Origin of the sequence: Lysobacter sp. GCM10012299, from assembly GCF_042649405.1 — a bacterium.
Classification (GTDB): domain Bacteria; phylum Pseudomonadota; class Gammaproteobacteria; order Xanthomonadales; family Xanthomonadaceae; genus Lysobacter_J.
The window spans coordinates 118,950-141,055 of record NZ_JBHRZC010000006.1; the positions used below are offsets into that span (position 1 = coordinate 118,950).

Sequence of the window (22,106 nt, forward strand, 5' to 3'; positions counted from 1 at the left end):
CTCTCCGCGATGATTACTGCTTCTTGGCTTCGGTTTTGGCGGCCGCGACCTTCTTCGCCGGCTGGCCCAGCACCTGCACGACCGTGCCGTCACGCAGCGCGGTCTTGCCGGCAACGACGACCTGGTCGCCCACCTTCACGCCGCTGCGGATTTCGGCCCAGGAGCCGTCGGTGTAGCCCAGCTTGACCGGCACGCGCGTGGTCTTGTCGCCCTTGACGACGAACACCGCCGGGTCGCCGTCGTCCTCGAGCAGGGCGACACGCGGCACCACCAGGGCGTCGGCGCGCTGGTCGTAGTCGATCTTGATGCGGCCGAACATGCCGGGCTGCAGCACGCCGCCACCGGCGAACGCGCAGACAACGCGGAAGGTGCCGCTGCCCGAGTCCACCACCGGCGCAACACGGTCGACGGTGCCGGTGAAGACCTTGCCCGGCAGCGCATCGACCTGCATCTGCACCGGCAGGCCGGCCTTCAGCGTGGCCAGCTCGCGCTCGGGCACGTTGAGGGTGGCTTCCAGACGCGAGGTGTCGACGATGCGGAAGATCGGCGTATTGATCTGGACGAAGTTGCCGGTCTTGATCGAGCGCGAGGCGATCACGCCGGAGATCGGCGCTTCTACGTTCGCGTAGGACAGTTCCAGGTTGGCCATGCGATTGGCGGCGCGGGCCTCTTCGAGGTCGAAGCGCAGCTGGTCGTTGTCATTGGCGCTGAGCAGCTTCTGCTCGGCCATCTGCTTGGCGCGGGCATAGTTGGCCTCGAGCTTGCGCATGCGGGCGTCGGTCTGGGCGACCTGCTGCTGCGAGCGGGCGGCGTCCAGGCGCACCAGGGTCTGGCCGGCGCGGATCTGCTGGCCTTCCTCGACGAGCACGTTCAGTGCCACGCCCGAGGTCTTGGCGACCACCTGCGACTCACCCACCGGTTCCAGGGCTGCCGTGCCGGTGTAGCTGGCCGCGACCGCACGACGCGAGGCCTTGGCGACCTCGACCGGGACGGCCTCCGGGCCCTTCTCGCCCTCTTTGGCCTGGGCCTCCCCAGGGCCGCCACCGCCCTTGCAGGAGGCCAGCAGCAGGGCGCTCGACAGTGCCAGGCAGGGCAGCAGGACGCGAGCGGCGCGGGCAAAACCACGGCTGCGATTTCGGGAGAGATGACGCATGAATTGAACCCCAAGGTGGCTGTTTACCGGACCGTATGCCGGTGTTGTAGATAGGTATATCACCTGCCCCGTTCACCAACATCCGCCGAAGGTCATGGTGACTGGAGCCATGTCGCGGGGCGGAACCCTAAGGAGAGTTCTCATCAGCCGCAACAACCATCGATGCAAAATGGCACCGCTTCGTTGCATCGATATCGCAGGCTATACTTGCGCACTTATGCGCGGCCCTCCTGAAGAGGGGATGGCCACGCGCAGCCAGCTTCAGAACCTTTCGCTAGCCATTCGAGATTGCGGACTACGACATGATGCGACCGCTGATGATCGCCGCCTGCTTCCTGCTGACCACCGCTGCGTCCGTCGCATCGGCCCAGGAAACCCAGGCCCCCGCCGCTGCCCCGGCCGCTGCCACCGCAACCACGGCACCTGCCGCTGTTAAGGGTGATGCCGCCAAGGGACACCAGCTGACCTACACCTGCCAGGGTTGCCACGGCATCACCGGCTACAAGAACGCCTACCCGAACTACCACGTGCCGAAGATTGGCGGGCAGTCGGCGGAATACCTGGTCAATGCCTTGACCGAATACAAGAAGGGCGCGCGCAAGCACCCGACGATGCAGGCCCAGTCGCAGAGCTTCTCCGACCAGGACATCGCCGACATCGCCGCCTTCCTTTCGTCCCTGAAGTGAGTGAGCAGACCATGACGAACAAGTTCCTCGCCATTGCCCTGCTCGCCTCGCTCGCGGTCGTCGGCTGCTCCAGCTCCGACACCCCGGCCGAGCACTCCGCCGCCGACCGCGGCGAAGGCCACACCTCCTCGTCCGCCGGCCTGCCGGCCGGCCACATCGCCGCCGGCGAGCAGCTGGCCAGCACCAAGGGCAAGGCCACGGGCCAGTCCTGCGTCGACTGCCACGGCGCCGAAGGCAATGCCCCGATCGACGGGACCTACCCGAAGCTCGCCGGCCAGTACTACGACTACATCGCCCACGCCCTGCAGGCTTACCGCGATGGCGACCGCGAGCACGCGCTGATGTCGAGCCAGGCGAAGGACCTGACCGACCAGCAGATCGCCGACCTGGCCGCCTACTTCGGTTCGCGCCAGAGCAACCTGCGCGACCTGCACAACGCGCACTGATCGGCGGCACTCGAGATGGCGAAAAAGCCCGCTTCGGCGGGCTTTTTTGTGGGCACTGAAAGCGTGCCCCAACCAGGTAACCGTTCGTCCTGAGCGTAGTGCCGCAGGCACGAAGTCGAAGGAAGCCCGCGCCGCACCATCCTTCGACTTCGCTGCGCTACGCTCAGGACGAACGGTGACCGCTGGATTTCCGGCTGCCTCTCAGCCGCCTGGCGGCGGCTTCACCGAGCCATTGTCTTCCTGCAGCGCAGGCTTGAACGGCACCGGCGGCGGCGGTCGCGCGCCCGCCGGTTGGTCGTTGAGGTTCGGGTCGCTGATGCCGCAGCCGCCGCCCAGGGCCAGCATCGAGATCACGCACTCGATGCTCTTGCCGGTGCCCGGGATCGGTATCGCCACCTTCCTCACCCCCCTGCGCACCCACTCGGCGAGGAGGGATTCGTTGGGTACCCAGTACTTTTCGAAGCTGGTCGGCTCGTAATCATTGGGCTTGCGTCGCAACCAGGTGCCGGCACGATCGAGGTCCTTGATCTCCTCGGTAATCGTGCCCGGCGGCTGACCCGGCGCCGCCGAGCCGGGCGCGTCGGCGATGCGGACGCTGCCATCACTGTTATAGAGGCCGGGCTGCTCGCCGCGCTGCCCGCCAGGGCGGTTGCGCGTGGATTCGCCCCAATCGTCGCCGCGGGTCGGTGTGGACCAGGTTCCCGGCGCAGGCGCCGGTTTCGGACCTGCCCCCGCCCCGGCCACCGGCTGCGTGCCGCTGCCCGCTGGCGCAGCCGGACGCGCCTGGGTGGACCCGGGCGTACCGGACGCCGCGGCCGGCGCGGCGGTGGAAGCCGCGGCAGGGCCTGGCGACGGCGGTGTGGTCGTCGCACTGGCCGCAGGCGCGGTCGCCGCGGTCGCCGCGGTTGCGGCTGGCGCTGCCGGCGCAGGCGTCGGAGGGGACGGAATCTCGGCCGTGCGGATGCCGGGCGCGGTCGAGCGCACTTGAGGCGTGGGCAGCACTGGAGTCGGCAGCGTGCGCACCGGCGGTGACGGCAACTGCACGGGTGCCGGGACTTCACGCACGGCGACCTCGCGCTGGCGTGCCTCTACCGAAGGCGCAGCGGTCTCGCGAGGCGTGATGTTCGGCCGGATTGGCTGCACCGGTTCGGCCACCTCCGTCGTGCGCACCGTTGGCGCCGTGGTGCTGAGTTCGGGCGCCGCCACTGACGGTTCCGGCGGACGGCGCCGCGTCGGCGGCAGGACGAACACGGTCGGCTCACTGGGCGCGGGCTCGCTGACCACGACCGGTTGCTCGACCGTCGGTGCCGGCGGCGGCACCTGCGGTTCGGGAACGTCCCGCTGCGCGACGTCCGGGACGGGTGCATCCACGGCGGGCGCAGGCGTCGCGACGTCGGGCGGACTGAGCGCAGCGGTCGGCGACGCCGACGCAGCCAGCTCGGCCGGGGCGGCAGCCGCCGGTTGCTGCGGAGTCGGCTGGGCCTGCTGTTGCACCGGTTCGCCCGGCTCGCCCGGACCACCGCCGGGTTCCTTCGGTGTGCCCTTGCCGACGTACTCGACCATCACGACGTCCTCGCCCTGCGGCGGCAACGAACTGACGGCGAGGAAACGCAGGTACATCAGGTACAGCAGCATCGCTGCGAAGAACACGTGCCAGAGCACGGTGAAAACCGTCGCGAACCAGTGCACACGACGGTCGATGCGGTCGTGCTTCACGTCGCCGTGCCAGTCCTGCCGCCACAGCGTGGCGAACGACTGCCAGCGGGTCAGGTCGCCAATGCGCTTGGGCGGCGGAACCGCAAGCGGCCGCGCGAGGAACACCTCGATGAACGCCTGCGCGGTCGCGCCGCGCACCGCACCGGTGCGCTCGTGCATGCTCGCGAACCAGGCTTGCCAGCCTGGCGGAAACTCACCCGGTGCGCGCCGCAGGTGCGGCGAAATCAGCTGCAGCCGTCGCTGCAGGGCGTGGATCAGGTCGGCGGCGGAGAACATCTACGTCGCCGCGCCCTGCTCAGGCCGCCGAATCGCGACGGATGTAGGGTGCGTCGCCGGTCTCGTGATCGGTGGCGTCACGCACGGCCGTCACTCCGGGCACCTTGGTCATCAGCGTTTTCTCGATGCCCTGCTTCAGCGTCACGTCGGCCATGCCGCAACCGTGGCAGCCGCCACCGAAGCGCAGCACGACCACGCCCTCGGCAGTGACTTCCTGCACCGCGACATTGCCGCGGTGGGAGGCGAGCTGCGGATTGATCTCGTGCTCGACGATCCAGTGCACACGCTCCACCAGCGAGGCCGACTCGGCCGGCTCCTCGCCCTTGATCTTGGGCGCGCGGATCTGCAGCTGGCCGCCGGTGGCCTGGGTTTCGTAGTCGATCTGGGCGCCGTCGAGGTACTTCACGCTGGCGGCATCGAGCCACACGGTGAAGCCTTCGCAGTCCACCGCCCACTCGTCACCCTGGAGGTCACCGGGCTCGGCGAACTCCAGGCGCACGTCCGCGCGCGGCGTGCCGGCGTGGACGGCGGCCAGTCGCACGCCCAGGCCCGGCAGGGCCTCGCGCTCGATCAGCTTGAGGAAGTGGCGCTGGGCGGATTCGGAAATGTTGATCATGGGGGCTATTCTACCGGGGTCCGCGCAGCACGATGGTGCGCCCCTCTGGAATGACCGCCGACGATGGCTTCCGTTCAGTCGGCGGGACGTGTAAAGGAATCATTGCCGATGAACGACCTCGTCCCCCTTGCCCAGGCCCATTGCCTCGCCCGCCGTGGCAGCGAACACCGGCTCAGTGAAGCGCGCGTCCGCGAGCTGATGCCGCAGGTTCCGGGCTGGGAACTGGTCGAAGACGGGCATGCGCTCTCCAGGACTTACTCGTTCGGCAACTACTACGAAACCATGGCGTTCGTGAATGCCTTGGCATTCATGGCCCACCGCGAAGACCACCACCCCGACCTTGGCGTGCACTACAACCGCTGCGTGGTGCGCTATTCGACCCACGACGTCGGTGGCCTGAGCGAGAACGACTTCATCTGCGCGGCCAAGGCCGACACCCTGGCGGACTGATCCAGCAAAGGCGCGACAACCCTAACTCACCGGAGGCAGACAGCCATGGACAAGATGAGCATGTTTCGTCGTTATCGTTCCGCGGCCCTGGCCTCGGTTGCCCTGCCCCTGCTCCTCGGCGCCTGCCACAAGGGGCCGGACACCAACGCGCCCGCCGCCATTGCACGGACCGAGCTGATGGCGGTCGACACGCCGGCGCCGGGTTATCCCGAAGAGCTCGCCTGCGACAACGTCGGTGGCCAGGTGGTGCTGTTGCTGACGGTCGGGCCGGACGGCAAGCCGGGCGCGGCCGACGTGTTCCGCAGCAGCGGCATCGCGGCGCTGGACAAGGCCGCACAGGAAGGCGTGCGCAACTGGAAGTTCAAGCCGGCCACGCGCGGTGGCGTGGCGCAGTCTTCGAAGCTGCAGGTGCCGGTGACGTTCAGGCCGCCGGCGGTGCGGCCGCAGGCGTGCTTCGTGCTGGATGAGCAGCGGCGCCGGGCTGGCGGGAAGTAGTCGCGACCGCAAGGGCAAGTGGGTCCCGGCGTTCGCCGCGATGACGGTAGCGGCTATGCCAGGCGATCGAGCACGTCGATCAGCTCCTGCGCCAGCGGCGCATTGAGCAGGTACGGCGTCTTGCCGTTGTCGAGCGAGAACTCCAGCGTCGAGGCGTGCAGGAACATCCGCTTCAGGCCCACTTGATCACGCAGCCGCTTGTTGACCTCGGCGTCGCCGTATTTGTCGTCACCGGCGATCGCGTGGCCAATGTGCTGGGCGTGGACGCGGATCTGGTGGGTGCGGCCGGTTTCAATCCGCACCTCGCAATAGGACTGACCACCGCGGCGCTCGAGCACCTTGAAATGGCTCAGTGACGCCTTGCCCGCGGGATTGACCTGGACGTGGCGTTCGCCGCCCTGGCGCAGGCCGACGTGCAGTGGGGCATCGACGGTCATCACGCCGTCGGGCATGCGCCCGGCCAGCAGGGCCAGGTAACGCTTGCGGATGCCGATGCCGTCGTAGTCGCGGTCCTCGCGCATCAGCGCCTGCAACTCGGTCAGGGCCGAACGCTTCTTGGCCACGACCAGCAACCCCGAGGTATCGCGGTCGAGGCGGTGGACCAGCTCCAGGCTCTGGTTCGGACGCAGCGCCCGCAGCGATTCGATCGCGCCGTGGCTGATGCCGCTGCCGCCATGGCTGGCCAGGCCGGCCGGCTTGTTCAGGGCCAGCAGCCGCGCGTCCTCGAACACGATCGCCGCCTCGAGGGCGTCGAGCAGGCCCTTCGGCGGCGGAGTCTTGTCGCCGACCTCACTGAGACGAACCGGCGGGATCCGGATTTCGTCGCCGGCCTCGAGCTTGCGCTCGGCCTTGGCGCGGCCACCGTTGACCCGGACCTGGCCCGAGCGGACCAGCTTGTAGACCAGGGATCTCGGCGCGCCCTTGAGCTGGCCGAGCAGGAAATTGTCCAGGCGCTGCCCGTCCCGATCTTCGGGGACACGGACGGTGCGGACCTGGCTGGCGTCCTGGCGAGGCGCCGGGCCGGGGTTGGGGGGAGCTGAATGGGTCATCCGGGGGAGGTTATCTGATACACTCGCGACGCGAGATAAGGTTTTGATTTCGCAGGAACTTGCACTCAAAGGCCGAAAGCCCCTGTCCTGCGATTCCGGTCCGCGTCTAACCACTGCCCCCGGGGTAGCCATGTTAGCAGCGATGGTCCGGCGGAACCGGTTCCCGCCCGGTGGGTCAAACCACCTGTGATGAACACGTCCCGTGCGGCGTTCGCGCCGCCGGCCCTAGTACCAGAAAACACGAGATAAGCGCTCCCGCGGCGTGCCGTGGTGTCGTAGCGCTGGAAAACTTGAAGCCGCCGCGCCCGGAACATTCCCTGGCAGAGGCAGGCTTGCGGTATCCAGAGGCGAAACGCCCACGGCGTTCCGCGGCTGCAGGACGCATGCGTCCTGCGCCGACCACGCGCAGGAGCGCGCGAGGAACGCAACAATGAAGCGAATGCTGATCAATGCGACGCAGGCAGAAGAACTGCGCGTCGCCACCGTCGATGGCCAGACGCTGTACGACATCGACATCGAGCAACCGGCGAAAGAACAGAAGAAGTCCAACATCTACAAGGGCCGCATTACCCGGCTCGAACCCTCCCTCGAGGCCGCCTTCGTCGAATACGGCGGCGAGCGTCACGGCTTCCTGCCGCTGAAGGAGATTTCCCGCGATTACTTCCAGGCTGGCGTCGACCACAACAAGGCCGGCCTGCGTGAACTGCTGCGCGAAGGCCAGGAAGTGGTGGTCCAGGTCGACAAGGAAGAGCGTGGCAACAAGGGCGCCGCCCTGACCACGTTCATCTCCCTGGCCGGCCGTTACATGGTGCTGATGCCCAACTCGCCCACCGCCGGCGGCGTCTCGCGCCGGATCGAGGGCGATGACCGCGCCGCGCTCAAGCAGGCCATGGACAGCCTGGACATCCCCGACGACATGGGCGTGATCATCCGCACCGCCGGCGTTGGCCGCGATGCCGAAGAGCTGCAGTGGGACCTCGACTACCTGCTGCAGGTATGGAAGGCCATTGCCGAGGCCGCGCTGACCAAGCCGGCTCCGTTCCTGCTGTACCAGGAATCGCGCCTCATCATTCGCGCCCTGCGCGACTACATGCGCCCGGACATCGGCGAGATCCTGGTCGACACGCCCGAGATGTACTCCGAGGCGCGCGACTTCGTCGAGCAGGTGATGCCGCACAACCTGCGCAAGCTCAAGCACTACACCGACGACACCCCGCTGTTCAACCGCTTCCAGATCGAATCGCAGATCGAGAACGCCTACGAGCGCGAAGTGCGCCTGCCGTCGGGCGGCGCGCTGGTGATCGACCAGACCGAAGCGCTGACCGCGGTCGACGTGAACTCGGCGCGCGCCACCAAGGGCGGCGACATCGAGGAAACCGCGTTCAACACCAACCTGGAAGCGGCTGAGGAAGTCGCACGCCAGATGCGCCTGCGCGACCTCGGCGGCCTGGTGGTGATCGACTTCATCGACATGGCGTCGAACAAGCACCAGCGCGACGTCGAGAACCGCCTCGCCCACGCCCTCAAGCAGGACCGTGCGCGCGTGCAGATCGGCCGCATCTCGCGCTTCGGCCTGCTCGAACTGAGCCGCCAGCGCCTGCGTCCGTCGCTGGGCGAGTCGAGCCAGATTGTTTGCCCGCGTTGCGAAGGCCATGGCCGCATGCGCAGCGTCGAGTCGCTGTCGCTGTCGATCCTGCGCCTGGCCGAAGAGCATGCGATGAAGGAAAACACCGGCCAGGTGCTGGTGCAGGCTCCGACCGAGATCGCCAATTACCTGCTCAACGAGAAGCGCCGCGCCCTGAGCGAGATCGAGAAGCGCCACGACGCGCCGATCCTGATCGTCGCCGACGAGCAGCTGCACACCCCGCACTACGAAGTCACGCGCATCCGCGAGAATGAGCTGGGCGAAGAGTCGAGCAAGCCCAGCTACCAGCGCGGCACGCCGCGCAAGCTGCCGACGCACGCGCTGACCAAGGCCCACCTCAACATCCCGCCGACCCCGGCCGTGACCAACGTCAAGCCGGCCCAGCCTGCCCCGCTGCGCGAGCCGCGTGAGCAGCCGGTCGAGCAGGTCCAGGCACCGGCCCCGGTGGTCGCCACGCCGACGCATTCGATCGGCGTGGTCGAGCGCATCCTGCGTTTCTTCCGTGGCAGCCAGCCGGTTGCGGCGCAACCGGCTCCGGCCGCGCGTCCGCAGGACGGTCGCGGTCGCAACGAGCGCAATGACCGCAGCGCGCAGCGCCGCGACGGCCGCAATGGCAAGCAGGGTGGCCGCGACGGCCGCCGTGACGAGCAGCCGCGTCGCGACGAGGCACGCCGTGACGAGCAGCCGCGTCGGGACGAGCAGCGCCGCGACAAGCAGCAGGCCCAGGGCAACCAGCCCAAGCAGGCGCAGCAGCCGCAACAGCCCAAGCAGCAGCAACAGCAGCAGCCCAAGCAACAGCAGCAGCCCAGGCCGCCCAAGCCGCAGGCCGATGACCGCCAGCAGGCACAGGGCGAAGCCGCCCCGCGTCCGCCGCGCGAGCCCAGGCCTGCCGCAGCCAAGCCGGAAGCAGCACCGGTAGCGGAAGCCGCGATCATTGCCGCAGCACCGGCGATCGCCGCCGCCGCAGTGGCGGGTGAAGCCGTCGAAGCCGCCAAGGTTGAAGGCGTTGTTTCCGCTGCCGCCCCGGGTGAGAACGCTGCCGCTGGCGAAGCCGCCGGTGAAGGCGGTGGTCGTCGTCGCCGCGGTCGTCGTGGTGGTCGTCGCCGTCGTCGTGGCGGTGGTGGTGAAGGCACGGCCGGCGGTGAAGAAGCCGGCATGCAGGATGAGCATCTGCTCGATGACGAAGACGACGCTGGCGGCGAGCACGCTCCGGCGCCGGCCGTCGCCGCGAACCGTTCGCAGCCCGAGTTCGACTTCGATGACGAAGCCGATGTCGGCACGCAGGCGACCAGGCCCGCCGCCGTCGCTCCGGCCGCGGTCGCGGTTGCGGCAGTGGCAGCGGTTGCGCCGGCGGTGGTCGAGGCCGTGAAGGCCGAACCGGTTGCTGATGTGGCCCCTGCCCCGGTTGCGGTGGTCGAAGCGCCGGTCGTCGAAGCGCCTGTCGTGGTGACCGACGTTGTCGCAGAAACTGTCGCCGAACCGGTAGCAGAAACAGTCGTCGAAACCGTGCCGGAACCGGTCGTTGTCGAAGCGCCGGCGGTGGTCGAAGCGCCGGTCGCACCGGTACAGCCGGAAGCGCCGTCCCTGCAGGATCACGTGCAGGAAGAGCCGGCCCGCGTCGACGAAGTGCAGATCACCGACTCGCGCCCGGTCGCACCGGTTGCCCCGGTCGCGGACATTCCGCGCACGGCCGGCCTGTTCGACGCCCTGCCGCAGGAAGGCATTGCACCGGTCGAAGTGGAACCGGTCGCCGCTGCGGCCGATGCCGCCGTCGCGGGTGCCGATGCCACCGCGGAAGCGGACGCTGTCGAGCAGACCGCGGTCGAGCCTGCTGTGGAAGAGCCTGCCGACGTCGCCGCGCACGAACCCGACAAGCGCGGCAGCGAGCCCAAGCACGAGGAAGGCCACGCCTGACCGGCGTTCGCCTTCCCGGTTTTCGCACCAGCAAAACTGGCCGCCATTGGCGGCCAGTCTTGTTTCAGCGGTACGAATCAGCGCCTGCCGTGCAGGCGCGACTTTCTAGAGCGCGTTGACCGGATCCACCAGGCCATAGCGACTGGCCATGCGTGCCAGCGCGATGTTGTCGTGGATCTCGAGCTTTTCGAACAGCCGTGCCTTGTGCGTGTTGACGGTCTTGGCGCTGAGGCTCAGGCGCTTGGCGATGTCGTCCTGGCGCAAGCCCTGCACGAGCAGCAGCGCCACTTCGAGTTCACGCGGCGACAGCTCGTCGAACGGAGACGAATCGCCGGCGATGCCTGACAGCGCCAGGTTCTGCGCGATGCTGCTGGCCAGGTAACGCTTGCCGCGCGAGACATCGCGCACGGCCCGCACCAGCTCGCTTGCATCGCCGCCCTTGCCCACGTATCCCGACGCGCCGGCCTCGAGCAAGCGCTTGGGCATGGGCCCATCCTCGAGCACGGAAACAATGATCACGCGCGTGCCGTGATCGCCACGCACGACGCGCTCGGTGACCTCCAGCCCGCTCAGTCCGGGCAGGTGCAGGTCGCACAGCACGACGTCGGGTTGCAGCTTGCGGATCATCGGCAATGCCAGCTCGCCGTTCTCCACGTCCCCCACTACTTCGATGTCGGTCTCAGCCGACAGGATCATGCGCATGCCCGTCCTGACCAGCGCATGGTCGTCTACGATGAAAACTCGGATGCTCATCCTTTTCCCCGGGCAGTTTCTCGCCGGGTCCCGAGGCTACGCGCCACGTTCGGGGGGCGCAACCCGCCAGGCCCAATGGCCCATTGCACTGGGCGCAAGCTTGGGCACACTGCGGGTTTTCCCGACAAGGATTCCACCAGATGCGTCAGCTCGCCCCCGCTCTCGCCGTGCTCCTCGTTGCCGCATGTGCGCCGACTTCGCAGGCAACGCGCGCAAGCGCCGCCGCGGTCGTTGCGCCCGTGCCGGTTACTCCTGCAGCCAAGCCCGCCGCGGCAAGGCAGTGGCTCGGCGACGTCCAGGCGATTTCCGACGCCGGCGAGAACGCACAGCGCCGCGCCGCGATCGCACAGCGGATGGATGCGATGGGCATCGCCTGGCGCAAGGAAGCCTTCGTCGACGGCAAGCGCGAAGGCGAGAACCTGATTGCCGATCTGGGTGGTCCGGAAGGTGCACCGCTGCTGCTGATCGGCGCCCACTCCGACCGCGTCGAACACGGCAAGGGCGCCACCGACAACGCCTCCGGCAGCGCCACCGTGCTCGCGCTCGCGCAGCGACTGCGTGCGCAACCGCTGCAGCACCATCGCGTCGCGATTGCATTCTGGGACCTGGAAGAACTCGGGCTGCTCGGCTCCAAGGCATACGTCGCGGCCGGCAAGACCAAGCCCGCGCTGTACGTGAACTTCGACGTGTTCGGCTGGGGCGACACGCTGTGGATGATGGCGCCGGCAACGGGCCAGCAGGCGCTGGTCGACAGCAGCAAAACCGCAACGCAGGCGGTTGGCATCGGCTTCTCGCCGGGCGAGCAGTACCCGCCCACCGACCACCTGCCCTTCATCCGCGCAGGCTGGCCGGCGGTGTCGTATTCGCTGGTCGGCGCCGATGAGATCAAGCTGGTGCTTGAGGCCTACGCCGGCAAGAAGCCGACCGCGCCTGCGAAAGTCATGGAGGTCATCCACAGCGACAAGGACACCGTCGACCAGGTCGATGCGACCGCTGCCGTGCGCGGCGTGGATGCCGTCGAGAAGGCATTGCGTGGCTGGGACGCGACGGCACCGGCGGCAGGCACTACGACGTCCGCAAACGGCCAGTAATCGCCAGCTGTTCCTGCCACTCTGGTCCAACGCTTTCGCCCCCATTCAATCGTGAGGCTTCCATGTCGAGCAACGCCAGCCACGCAGCGCGGTTCCGTCAACTTCATGCAGCTGGACTGCTGTTGTTGCCCAATGCCTGGGATGCCGGCAGTGCGCGGCTGATCGAGAGCCTGGGGGCCAAGGCCATCGCCACCACCAGTGCCGGCGTTGCCTGGGCGAACGGCTATGCCGACGGCGACCAGTTGCCTGTTGCGCAACTGGTGGCCACGGCGGCCTCGATCGCGCGCGTGATCGCGATTCCGCTCAGCGTCGATGTCGAGGGCGGCTACTCCGATGATCCGGCGACCGTGGCCGACAACGTCGTGCGCCTGGCGGGCAACGGCGTGGTCGGCATCAATCTCGAGGACGGCGCCGGCGCGCCGGAACTGCTCTGCGCCAAGATCGAGCGGATCAAGCGCGAATGCGCGCAGCGCGGGCTGGAGGTCTATGTCAACGCAAGGACCGACGTGTACCTGCGGGGGCTCGCGCCCGCCGGCGAGCGTGTCGAGCCCACCCTCGCCCGCGCCGCGCAGTACCGCGACGCCGGCGCCGACGGCTTGTTCGTGCCGGGCCTGACGGAGGCCGACGATATCGGTGCGGTAGCCGCCCGCGCCGGCATGCCGCTGAACGTGATGCTGCGCCCCAACCTGCCCGATACGGCGACGCTGGAGTCGCTGGGCGTGCGCCGGCTCAGTGCCGGGTCCAACCTCTCCGAAGAGGCGTTCGCCCACACGCGCGCCGGCGCACGGGAGTTCCTGCGCAGCGGTCGCAGTCCTGCGTCGACGGATGCCATGGGGTATGGGGCGATCAACGGACTTTTCGCGGATCGCTGAGCGCCGCGGACCTGGTAAAGGCGCCCGTCGACGCAAAGTCCGTCGAGGGCGGTTTCTGGCTCCCTGAACGGGTGTTTCCGGGGCCCATCCACCGTGTCGCGGGCGACCCGGAATACCCTTGAATTCAAGCCGTTTTCGCACATGGCGCATGTGTGGACAGGCGCCGCTGCACGCCGTCGCTATTCATGAAAACGCTCCGGTGGCCTTGTCATGAAATGACAAGTCGCTGACGCTGTTTGTAAAAATCTGCAGCCCGCTGCCTCCCTATAGTCGATCGCTCCATTCGGTTGCCGCCGCGAAAGAACGGTCGGCCCGATGGACTTTCGAACACAACCACGGGGGCGGGGTGCAGTGAAGTCAATGAACGCAACGAAGGCAGTATCGAAGGCGCCCAGGCGCCTGCTCAGCGCCATCATCACGGCCACGCTGGCCGCTGCCGGCAGCGCAGGCGCAGTGGAGATCAACACCGGCAATCCGGACATCGTCCTCCGCTGGGACAACACCATCCGCGTCAACCTGGCCAATCGCGTCGAGAGCCCGGACGCCAAGATCCTCAACAGCCCGAACTACGACGACGGCGACCGCAATTTCGACACTGGCATGGTTTCGGAGCGCTTCGACCTGCTGAGCGAACTGGACTTCGTCTACCAGGACCGCCTCGGCTTCCGCGTCAGCGCCGCCGGCTGGTACGACCTGGCCTACGAGGACATCGACAACACGCACCTCGTCTCGTCCAACCACATGCGCGATGGCCGCGCCGCGATCGGCCTGAGCGATGAAACCGACCGCTACTTCCACGGCCCGTCGGGGGAAATCCTCGATGCATTCGTGTTCGGCAAGTTCGACGTCGGCTCGATGCCGGTCAACGTCAAGCTCGGCCGCCACACCGTGTTCTGGGGCGAGGCGATGCTCAGCCCGGTGCACAGCCTGAGCTACGGCCAGTCGGCACTGGACCTGGGCAAGCTGTTCTCGGTGCCCGGCACCGAAGCCAAGGAACTGTTCCTGCCGCGCGAAGCGCTGTCGGCGCAGATGCAGGTCACGCCGGAGCTTTCCTTCGCCGGCCAGTACTTCTTCGACTGGGAACAGGCCCGCATTCCCGAGGCCGGTTCGTTCCTGGGCTTCAACGACCACCTGCTGCGCGGCGGCGAGTCCTTCATCTTCAGTGCCGCGGCGGTGACCGCCGCCAACCCGCTGGGCGTGAACCGCCTGGTGCGTGGCGAAGACAGCGAGCCGGACAAGCACGGCGACTTCGGCCTGTCCGCGCGCTGGAGCCCGATGTGGCTCGACGGCACGCTGGGTGCCTACTACCGCGAGACGGCCGACGTGCTGCCGCAGGGCAACGCCACTCCGGCGGTGCGCCCGGGCACGCCGGCAACGCTGTGCCGCGCACTGGGCCTGGTGCCGTTGAACGCGACCACCTGCTACATCAATCCGACGGCCGCGACGGTTCCGGAAGTGCTCGGCGGCACCATCGGTCGCTATGCCGCTGCCTACGCCGATGACATCAAGATCTACGGCCTGAGCCTGTCGAAGAACCTGTGGGGCGTCAGCGTCGGTGCCGACCTGAACTACCGCGAGAACATGCCGCTGCTGAGCGACACCGTCAGCGTGCTGCCGGCATCGCTGGCACCGCTGGCCGCCTCGCTGCCGCCAGGCAGCCTGTTCGCTCCGCCCACCGAAGGCGAAACCGGCGGCGCGCGCGGCTCGACCTGGCACGGCGTGCTAAACGGTTTCGCCAGCTTCGCCGACACCCCGGTCTGGGATGCCGCGAACCTGATCGTCGAACTGGCCTGGAACCACTGGAGCGACGTCAAGGAAGGCGCTGCCGTGTTCAAGGGCCGCAGCAACTACACCGTCATTGGCCCCGGCGGCACGCCGGTCACGCCGGAAGACAAGGTCACCAAGGATTACTACGGCCTGGCGGTCAACTTCACGCCGACCAAGTACCAGGTGTTCCCGGGTGCCGACCTGTCGGTGCCGATCAGCTACTCGCAGGGCATCAGCGGCAATTCCGCGGTGCTGCTGGGTGGCAACGAAGGCGCCGGCAGCTACTCGGTCGGCGTCGCGGTCGATCTTCATTCGAAGTACCGCTTCGACCTGAAGTACGTCGACTTCCTCGGCAACGCCACCACCAATCCCGCCAACGCCATCACCTCGTACGGTGGCGCCAACTCGCTGCTGACGGATCGCGGCTTCGTGGTCTTCACCTTCAAGACCACGCTCTGAAGCACTCCAGACATTTGCAGAGGAACACACCATGACATTCGCCAAGACCCTCCTCGCCGGTGCACTGCTGGCCGTAATCGGCAACGCAGCAGCCGCGGTGACCGCCGATGAGGCCAAGCAGCTCGGCACCCGCCTGACCCGCGTCGGCGCCGAGACCGGCGCCAACGCCGACGGCACCATCCCCGCCTACACCGGCGGGCTGATCACGGCACCGGCCGGCTTCAAGGCCGGCACCTCGATCCGTCCTGATCCGTTCGCCAGCGAAAAGCCGCGCCTCACGATCACCTCGAAGAACATGGCCCAGTACGAGGGCCAGCTGACCGTCGGCGCGCGTGCACTGCTGAAGAAGTACCCGAACTACCGCATCGACGTGTACCCGACCCACCGCACCGTCGCCCTGCCCGATCGCGTGCTCGACAACACTGCCGCCAATGCCACCCGCGCCAGCACCAAGGACGGCGGACTGGGCATCTCCGGCGCCATCGGCGGCTATCCGTTCCCGATCCCGAAGAGCGGCTACGAGGCGATGTGGAACCACCTGCTGCGCTATGTCGGCGTCGCCAGCAACTTCAAGTACGACAACTGGAACGTCGATTCGTCCGGCACGCCGGCGCTGGCCACCAGCGGCAAGCTGTTCGTCGAATACCCCTACTACGATCCGGCCGCCACCAAGCCGGCGGAAGAAACCGACGTCTACTTCCGCACCAAGATCTTCTACAACGCACCGGCGCGCCGCGCAGGCGAAGCGCTGATGGCGGTCGACGTGGTCAATCCGTTCAAGCGTCCGCGCCGCGCCTGGCTGTACCTGCCCGGCCAGCGCCGCGTGAAGCTCGCACCCGACATCTCCTACGACACGCCCAACCCCGGCACCGCCGGTTCGGCCACCTACGACGACGCCTGGATCTTCAATGGTTCGATGGACCGTTACGACTTCAATCTCGTCGGCAAGAAGGAGGTGCTGGTCCCGTACAACACCTATCGCCTGACCTACGCGAAGAAGGCCGCGGAAGTGACCACGCCGCAGTTCGTCAACCCGGACCTGGTGCGCTGGGAACTGCACCGCGTGTGGGTCGTGGAAGCCAAGCTCAAGCCGGGCAAGCGCCACATCTACGCCAAGCGCACCTTCTACCTCGATGAGGACAGCTGGACCGCCCTGGCCGCCGACCAGTACGACGCCAACGGCCGCCTGTACCGTGCATCGTTCGCGCACATGTCGCCCAGCTACGACACGCGTACGCCCAATGCCGAGACCCAGGTGTTCTACGACCTGACTTCGGGCGTGTACAACATCAGCTTCCTGATGGGTCCGTACGACGGCATCCGCTACACCAACCCGCTGCCGGTCAACCAGTGGTCGCCCGACGCACTGGCCGGCGCCGGCGTGCGCTGAGTCCTGACGGACACGATCTCCGGCGGCGCTCTTCCGCCGCCGGAGGTCAGCGTTTCAAAGTCCTGTCGCTGAACGAAACCAAGTCATGAACCATCTTCGCTACAGACACGTCGCCCTGGCCGCACTGGCGACCCTGCTGGTCACCGCCACCGCGTCGTCGGCCACGGGCCGCACCACGTTCACCGATGTGCTCGACCAGCCGGCAAAGACCAGCGCGCTCACCACGCAGCGGACGCTGCAGGCAAGCGCCGTGGCCGGCAAGCGCCTGGTCGTTGCCGGTGCACGCGGGCACATCGTCTACTCAGACAACCTCGGTGCGTCGTGGCACCAGGCGAAGGTTCCGGTCAGTGCCGACCTGACCGCGCTGCACTTCGTCGACGCGAACCAGGGCTGGGCAGTCGGCCACGAAGGCGTGGTCCTGCACACCGCCGACGGCGGCGCATCCTGGTCTGTCCAGCTCGATGGCCGTCGCGCCAACACGCTGATGCTCTCGTACGTGCGGCAGCTGCCGGCGACGACCGACGTTTCCCTGCTCGACGCGCTGAAGGCCGAGACCGACCGTGCATCAACGGAGGGCCCCAGCCGGCCGTTCCTCGATGTCTGGTTCGCCAACGCGAACGAAGGCTTCGTCGTGGGCGCCTACAACCTGATCTTCCACACCAGCGACGGCGGCCAGACCTGGCAGCCATGGATCGACCACACCCAGAACGATCGCTTCTACCACCTGTACGGCATCCGCGGCAGCAGTGACGGCTTGTACATCGTCGGCGAACTGGGCCTGGCGCTGCGCTTCGATCCGGCAACGTCGCGTTTCAACGCGCTGCATACGCCGTACGAAGGCAGCTACTTCGGCCTGCTCACCAAGCCCGGGCTGGTGCTCGCCTATGGGCTGAAGGGAACCGCCTTTCGCTCGCTGGATGGCGGCAAGACCTGGGAACCTGTGAACACCGGCACCACCGCGTCGATCACCGCCGGCCAGGTCATGCCCGACGGGCGCCTGCTGCTGTGCTCGATGGCGGGTGACGTACTGACTAGCAGCGACGACGGCGCGTCATTCCGTCGCCTGGATCTCAAGGGCGCCATGCCCTGCACCGGCCTGGCCGTTTCCGGCGATGCCGTGGTCCTCACCGGACTTCGTGGCGTGCGCGTCGTACGCCCTGAACTGTAAACCGACTGTCCGAGAGGATTTGCGCTTGAACAAGCTAGACACCCCCCTCGACATGCCGGTCGTCCGCTCGATCGAGGAATTCGACCACCGCTCGGGCCAGTTCTTCGAGCGCGCCATCTTCAACCACCGGCTGCTGATCGTCGTCGCCTGTGCGCTGCTGACCGTGCTGCTCGGATTCCAGGCGACGAAGCTGGCGATCAATGCCGGCTTCGAGAAGATGATTCCGCACGGCCACGCCTACATCAGGAACTACCTGGAGAGCCGCGGCAGCCTGCGCGGCCTGGGCAACTCGGTGCGCGTGGTGGTCGAGAACACTGAAGGCGACATCTTCGATCCGCAATATCTCGAAGTCCTCAAGCAGGTCAACGACGAAGTGTTCCTGATGCAGGACGTCGACCGCGCCTGGATGAAGTCGATCTGGACCCCGGCCGTGCGCTGGAGCGAGGTCAACGAGGAAGGCTTCGTCGGCGGGCCGGTGATGCCGGACAACTACGACGGCACGCCCGCATCCGTGGATGCGCTCAAGCTCAACATCCGCCGCGCCAACATCGTCGGCAACCTGGTCGCCAACGATTTCCGTTCGACGATGGTGTTCGTGCCACTGCTCGAGCGCAATGCGGAGACCGGCGAGCGCCTGGACTACCACGCGTTCTCGCAGCAGCTCGAGCAGCGCGTGCGCGCCAAGTACGAGGCCGCCGGCAAGGGCAAGGTCAAGATCCACGTCATCGGCTTCGCCAAGCTCGCCGGTGACCTGATCGAAGGCCTGGTCAAGGTCGCCAGCTTCTTCCTCGGTGCAGCGTTGATCGCCGCACTCATCATCTTCCTGTACACCCGCTGCGTGCGCAGCACCGTGCTGGTGGTCGCCTGCTCGGTGGTCGCCGTGATCTGGCAGCTGGGCCTGGTGCGCCTGCTCGGCTTTGAGCTGGACCCGTTCTCGGTGCTCGTGCCGTTCCTGATCTTCGCCATCGGCGTAAGCCATGGCGCACAGAAGATGAACGGCATCATGCAGGACGTCGGTCGCGGCACGCATCGCCTCGTTGCCGCGCGCTACACCTTCCGCCGCCTGTTCCTCGCCGGCCTGACCGCGCTGCTGGCCGACGTGGTCGGTTTCGCGGTGCTGATGACCATCGACATCCCGGTGATCAAGGAGCTGGCGCTGACCGCCAGCATCGGCGTCGGCGTGCTGGTGTTCACCAACCTGATCCTGCTGCCGGTGCTGCTGTCGTACGTCGGCGTCAGCCCGGCGGCCGCCACGCGCAGCCTGCGCGAAGAGCGCGAGGAAGCCAGCGGACGCGGCTTTGGCGCCTTCTGGAACGTACTGGACAAGTTCACCGAACGGCGCTGGGCGATCGCGGCGATCACCGGCGCGGTGCTGCTCGCGGCCGGTGGCCTGTGGGTCAGCCGCGGCCTCCAGGTCGGCGATCTCGATCCGGGCGCGCCGGAGCTGCGCAAGGACTCGCGCTACAACCAGGACAATGCCTTCATCACTGCCAACTACGCACTGTCGAGCGATCTGTTCGCGGTGATCGTGAAGACGCCCAAGGATGCCTGCCTCAACTACAAGACCCTGATCCAGGCCGACCGCCTGGGCTGGGCTTTGCAGCAGGACCCGGCGGTGCAGACCACCGTGTCGCTGGTCGACGCGGTACGCAACATCACCGCCGGTTCGTTCGAGGGCAATCCCAAGTGGTTGACCATCAATCGCAACCAGGACGTCATCAACTACTCCGGCCAGCAGGCCACGGTGCTCAACCCGGACCTGTTCAACACCGAGTGCTCGGTGCTGCCGGTGATCGCCTACCTGTCTGACCACAAGGCCGATTCGCTCAAGCGTGTTGCCGCCATTGCCGAGGACTTCGCCGCGCGCCACAACGACCGCGACGTGACGTTCAAGCTGGCCGCCGGTTCGGCGGGCATCGAGGCGGCCACCAACGAAGTGGTCCACGCCGCCAGCCGCTCGATGCTGCTGTACGTATATGGCGCGGTCGCCCTGCTCTGCTTCGTCGCGTTCCGCAGCTGGCGCGCGGTCGTGGTGGCGGTGCTGCCGCTGATCCTGACCTCGATCCTGTGCGAGGCGCTGATGGTGGGGCTGGGCATCGGCGTCAAGGTCGCCACGCTGCCGGTGATCGCGCTCGGTGCCGGCATCGGCGTCGACTATGCGTTGTACCTGCTGAGCGTGCAGTTGGGCCAGCAGCGTGCGGGCGTGCCGCTCGCCGCCGCCTACCGGCATGCGGTGATGTTCACCGGCAAGGTTGTTGCCCTGGTCGGCATCACCCTGGCCGCGGGCGTCATCACCTGGGCGTTCTCGCCGATCAAGTTCCAGGCCGACATGGGCATCCTGCTGACCTTCATGTTCCTGTGGAACATGATCGGCGCGCTGGTCCTGATTCCCGCGCTCTCGCACTTCCTGCTGCGCAAAGTGGAGGCATGACATGCTGGGTTTGATGCAGGACCACAAGCTGCTGGTTTCGTCCCTGATCGAACACGCGGTGGCCTGCCACCCGGATGCGGAGGTGGTCTCGCGCACGGTCGAAGGCCCGCTGCACCGCTGCACCTACCGCGATGTCCATCGGCGCGCGCGCCAGGCCGCAAGCGCCCTCACCGCCCTGGGCGTCCAGCGCGGCGATCGCGTCGGCACGCTGGCGTGGAACGGCTATCGCCACACGGAGCTGTACTTCGGCGTCTCCGGCATGGGCGCGGTGTTGCACACCGCAAACCCGCGTCTGTTCCCCGAACAGCTCGAGTACATCATCAACCACGCCGAAGACACGGTGCTGTTCTTCGACCTGAGCTTCGTGGCACTGGTCGAGAAGCTGTTGCCGAAGCTGGCAAGCGTTCGCCACTTCGTGGTGATGACGGATCGCGCACACATGCCCGAATCCGCCATTCCCGACCTGCTGTGCTACGAGGAACTTCTCGCGGCGCAGACCGGCGACTTTGCCTGGCCGGACCTGGATGAGTGCGCCGCCGCATCGTTGTGCTACACCTCGGGCACCACGGGAATGCCCAAGGGCGTGCTGTATTCGCACCGCTCCACCGTGCTGCACGCCTACGGCGCCTGCACCGTCGACAGCCTTGCGGTATCGCGCAACGAAACGGCACTGCTGGTCGTGCCGATGTTCCACGTCAACGCCTGGAGCATGCCGTACGCCGGCGCCATGAGCGGCGCCAAGCTGGTCCTGCCGGGTCCGGCCCTCGACGGCGCCAGCGTCTATCAGCTGCTGCGCGACGAGCGGGTCACTCTCGCCCTGGGCGTGCCCACGGTCTGGATGATGCTGCTGCAGCATGTGGCGACCGAAGGCCTGCAGCCGTCCGCCGAACTGGCGCTGCGCCGGGTCGTGATCGGTGGCGCCGCGGCACCACGGGCGATGGCCGAAGCATTCGAACGCGACTTTGGTGCATTCGTGGTCCATGCCTGGGGCATGACCGAGACCTCGCCGGTGGGCACCGTGTGCAACCTGTTGCCGAAGCACACTGCCCTGCCCCTCGACGAACGCCTGCAGGTGCAGGCCAAGCAAGGTCGGCCGGTGTTCGGCGTCAGCCTCAAGCTCACCGACGAGGAAGGGCGTCGCCTGCCACACGACGGACAGGCTGCCGGGCACTTGAAGATCCGTGGCCCGTGGATCGCTGGCGCCTACTACCGTGACGACAGCGGCTCGATCCTCGACGACGAGGGCTACTTCGACACCGGCGACGTCGCGACGATCGACAGCGACGGCTACATGCAGATCACCGACCGTGCAAAGGACGTGATCAAGTCCGGCGGCGAGTGGATCTCTTCGATCGCGCTGGAGAATGCCGCGATGGGGCATCTGACCATCGCCGAGGCGGCCGTGATTGGCATCGCCCACCCGAAATGGCAGGAGCGGCCGTTGATGCTGGTGGTCGTCAAGCCTGGCCAGACGATGGAACGCGAGACCGTGCTGCGCTACCTGGAGGACCGGGTCGCCAAATGGTGGTTGCCGGACGACGTGCTGTTCGTGCCCCATCTGCCGCATACGGCGACCGGGAAGCTGCACAAGGCGGTGTTGCGCGAGCAGTACCGCGACTATCGCTTCCCCGAAGAGGCCTGACCCGTAGCCCGGGGTAGCCCGGGTAAGCGAAGCGCACCCGGGATCGGACATGCATCAACCCGGGTGCGCTTCGCTTACCCGGGCTAC

Annotated in this window: 17 protein-coding genes; 12 read left to right on the forward strand and 5 right to left on the reverse strand. The window is 67.4% G+C overall.

The genetic code is table 11. The features are described from left to right. Positions 1-13: 13 nt before the first annotated feature. Positions 14-1,153: an efflux RND transporter periplasmic adaptor subunit gene (locus ACFOPO_RS15500; protein WP_386704339.1), complete on the reverse strand. Its 1,140-nt coding sequence runs from the start codon at positions 1,151-1,153 to the stop codon at positions 14-16. Between the two features lie 305 nt (positions 1,154-1,458). On the opposite strand from ACFOPO_RS15500, the gene ACFOPO_RS15505 reads away from it, so the two are divergent. After that, positions 1,459-1,839, forward strand: a complete 381-nt coding sequence (locus ACFOPO_RS15505) for a c-type cytochrome (RefSeq protein ID WP_386704437.1) — start codon at positions 1,459-1,461, stop codon at positions 1,837-1,839. A gap of 11 nt (positions 1,840-1,850) precedes the next feature. Continuing rightward, entirely contained in the window at positions 1,851-2,285 is a 435-nt protein-coding gene (locus ACFOPO_RS15510; protein ID WP_386704341.1) for a c-type cytochrome, read from the forward strand. A gap of 201 nt (positions 2,286-2,486) precedes the next feature. Here ACFOPO_RS15510 and ACFOPO_RS15515 read toward each other — a convergent pair whose 3' ends face one another. Further along, positions 2,487-4,277: a hypothetical protein gene (locus ACFOPO_RS15515; RefSeq protein WP_386704342.1), complete on the reverse strand. Its 1,791-nt coding sequence runs from the start codon at positions 4,275-4,277 to the stop codon at positions 2,487-2,489. A gap of 19 nt (positions 4,278-4,296) precedes the next feature. Continuing rightward, a complete protein-coding gene (locus ACFOPO_RS15520) occupies positions 4,297-4,893 on the reverse strand; it encodes an NfuA family Fe-S biogenesis protein (RefSeq protein WP_386704344.1) in 597 nt (198 codons plus the stop codon). Positions 4,894-5,001: 108 nt separating this feature from the next. Here ACFOPO_RS15520 and ACFOPO_RS15525 point away from each other — a divergent pair, with 108 nt between their 5' ends. Both ACFOPO_RS15525 and ACFOPO_RS15530 read left to right on the forward strand, forming a co-directional pair. Next, positions 5,002-5,343 (forward strand): 4a-hydroxytetrahydrobiopterin dehydratase, encoded by a 342-nt coding sequence (locus ACFOPO_RS15525; protein ID WP_386704345.1) that lies wholly within the window; start codon positions 5,002-5,004, stop codon positions 5,341-5,343. A gap of 60 nt (positions 5,344-5,403) precedes the next feature. Continuing rightward, entirely contained in the window at positions 5,404-5,838 is a 435-nt protein-coding gene (locus tag ACFOPO_RS15530; RefSeq protein ID WP_386704346.1) for an energy transducer TonB, read from the forward strand. Between the two features lie 53 nt (positions 5,839-5,891). Here the strand turns inward: ACFOPO_RS15530 and ACFOPO_RS15535 are convergent, their stop codons facing one another. Further along, on the reverse strand, positions 5,892-6,887 hold the full coding sequence (locus ACFOPO_RS15535) for an RluA family pseudouridine synthase (protein WP_386704348.1): 996 nt from the start codon (positions 6,885-6,887) through the stop codon (positions 5,892-5,894). A 430-nt stretch (positions 6,888-7,317) separates the two neighbouring features. Here ACFOPO_RS15535 and ACFOPO_RS15540 point away from each other — a divergent pair, with 430 nt between their 5' ends. Further along, positions 7,318-10,446, forward strand: coding sequence for an Rne/Rng family ribonuclease (locus ACFOPO_RS15540; RefSeq protein WP_386704349.1), 3,129 nt, complete (start codon positions 7,318-7,320; stop codon positions 10,444-10,446). Positions 10,447-10,551: 105 nt separating this feature from the next. Here the strand turns inward: ACFOPO_RS15540 and ACFOPO_RS15545 are convergent, their stop codons facing one another. Further along, entirely contained in the window at positions 10,552-11,199 is a 648-nt protein-coding gene (locus tag ACFOPO_RS15545) for a response regulator (RefSeq protein WP_386704350.1), read from the reverse strand. Positions 11,200-11,339: 140 nt separating this feature from the next. Between ACFOPO_RS15545 and ACFOPO_RS15550 the strand changes: the two genes are divergently transcribed. The 7 genes from ACFOPO_RS15550 (at position 11,340) to ACFOPO_RS15580 (ending at position 22,019) form a co-directional block, all read left to right on the forward strand. Further along, positions 11,340-12,290, forward strand: coding sequence for a M28 family metallopeptidase (locus ACFOPO_RS15550; RefSeq protein WP_386704351.1), 951 nt, complete (start codon positions 11,340-11,342; stop codon positions 12,288-12,290). A gap of 62 nt (positions 12,291-12,352) precedes the next feature. After that, entirely contained in the window at positions 12,353-13,162 is an 810-nt protein-coding gene (locus ACFOPO_RS15555) for an isocitrate lyase/phosphoenolpyruvate mutase family protein (protein ID WP_386704352.1), read from the forward strand. Between the two features lie 360 nt (positions 13,163-13,522). Further along, on the forward strand, positions 13,523-15,388 hold the full coding sequence (locus tag ACFOPO_RS15560; protein ID WP_386704353.1) for a DUF1302 domain-containing protein: 1,866 nt from the start codon (positions 13,523-13,525) through the stop codon (positions 15,386-15,388). Positions 15,389-15,419: 31 nt separating this feature from the next. Beyond that, positions 15,420-16,778, forward strand: coding sequence for a DUF1329 domain-containing protein (locus tag ACFOPO_RS15565; protein ID WP_386704354.1), 1,359 nt, complete (start codon positions 15,420-15,422; stop codon positions 16,776-16,778). 85 nt (positions 16,779-16,863) lie between these two features. Next, positions 16,864-17,946: a WD40/YVTN/BNR-like repeat-containing protein gene (locus ACFOPO_RS15570; RefSeq protein WP_386704356.1), complete on the forward strand. Its 1,083-nt coding sequence runs from the start codon at positions 16,864-16,866 to the stop codon at positions 17,944-17,946. Between the two features lie 25 nt (positions 17,947-17,971). Then, positions 17,972-20,377 carry an RND family transporter gene (locus tag ACFOPO_RS15575; RefSeq protein WP_386704357.1) on the forward strand — a complete coding sequence of 802 codons (2,406 nt, stop codon included), beginning with the start codon at positions 17,972-17,974 and terminating at the stop codon, positions 20,375-20,377. A 1-nt stretch (position 20,378) separates the two neighbouring features. Beyond that, a complete protein-coding gene (locus ACFOPO_RS15580) occupies positions 20,379-22,019 on the forward strand; it encodes a 3-(methylthio)propionyl-CoA ligase (protein WP_386704359.1) in 1,641 nt (546 codons plus the stop codon). The last annotated feature ends 87 nt before the right edge of the window (positions 22,020-22,106 follow it).

Coding starts and splice junctions, on each gene's coding strand:
- ACFOPO_RS15500 (WP_386704339.1), bottom strand. CDS start 1,153: ATGCGTCATCTCTCCCGAAATCGCAGCCGTGGTTTTGCCCGCGCCGCT.
- ACFOPO_RS15550 (WP_386704351.1), top strand. CDS start 11,340: ATGCGTCAGCTCGCCCCCGCTCTCGCCGTGCTCCTCGTTGCCGCATGT.
- ACFOPO_RS15540 (WP_386704349.1), top strand. CDS start 7,318: ATGAAGCGAATGCTGATCAATGCGACGCAGGCAGAAGAACTGCGCGTC.
- ACFOPO_RS15580 (WP_386704359.1), top strand. CDS start 20,379: ATGCTGGGTTTGATGCAGGACCACAAGCTGCTGGTTTCGTCCCTGATC.
- ACFOPO_RS15520 (WP_386704344.1), bottom strand. CDS start 4,893: ATGATCAACATTTCCGAATCCGCCCAGCGCCACTTCCTCAAGCTGATC.
- ACFOPO_RS15565 (WP_386704354.1), top strand. CDS start 15,420: ATGACATTCGCCAAGACCCTCCTCGCCGGTGCACTGCTGGCCGTAATC.
- ACFOPO_RS15530 (WP_386704346.1), top strand. CDS start 5,404: ATGTTTCGTCGTTATCGTTCCGCGGCCCTGGCCTCGGTTGCCCTGCCC.
- ACFOPO_RS15545 (WP_386704350.1), bottom strand. CDS start 11,199: ATGAGCATCCGAGTTTTCATCGTAGACGACCATGCGCTGGTCAGGACG.
- ACFOPO_RS15555 (WP_386704352.1), top strand. CDS start 12,353: ATGTCGAGCAACGCCAGCCACGCAGCGCGGTTCCGTCAACTTCATGCA.
- ACFOPO_RS15515 (WP_386704342.1), bottom strand. CDS start 4,277: ATGTTCTCCGCCGCCGACCTGATCCACGCCCTGCAGCGACGGCTGCAG.
- ACFOPO_RS15510 (WP_386704341.1), top strand. CDS start 1,851: ATGACGAACAAGTTCCTCGCCATTGCCCTGCTCGCCTCGCTCGCGGTC.
- ACFOPO_RS15535 (WP_386704348.1), bottom strand. CDS start 6,887: ATGACCCATTCAGCTCCCCCCAACCCCGGCCCGGCGCCTCGCCAGGAC.
- ACFOPO_RS15570 (WP_386704356.1), top strand. CDS start 16,864: ATGAACCATCTTCGCTACAGACACGTCGCCCTGGCCGCACTGGCGACC.
- ACFOPO_RS15560 (WP_386704353.1), top strand. CDS start 13,523: ATGAACGCAACGAAGGCAGTATCGAAGGCGCCCAGGCGCCTGCTCAGC.
- ACFOPO_RS15525 (WP_386704345.1), top strand. CDS start 5,002: ATGAACGACCTCGTCCCCCTTGCCCAGGCCCATTGCCTCGCCCGCCGT.
- ACFOPO_RS15505 (WP_386704437.1), top strand. CDS start 1,459: ATGCGACCGCTGATGATCGCCGCCTGCTTCCTGCTGACCACCGCTGCG.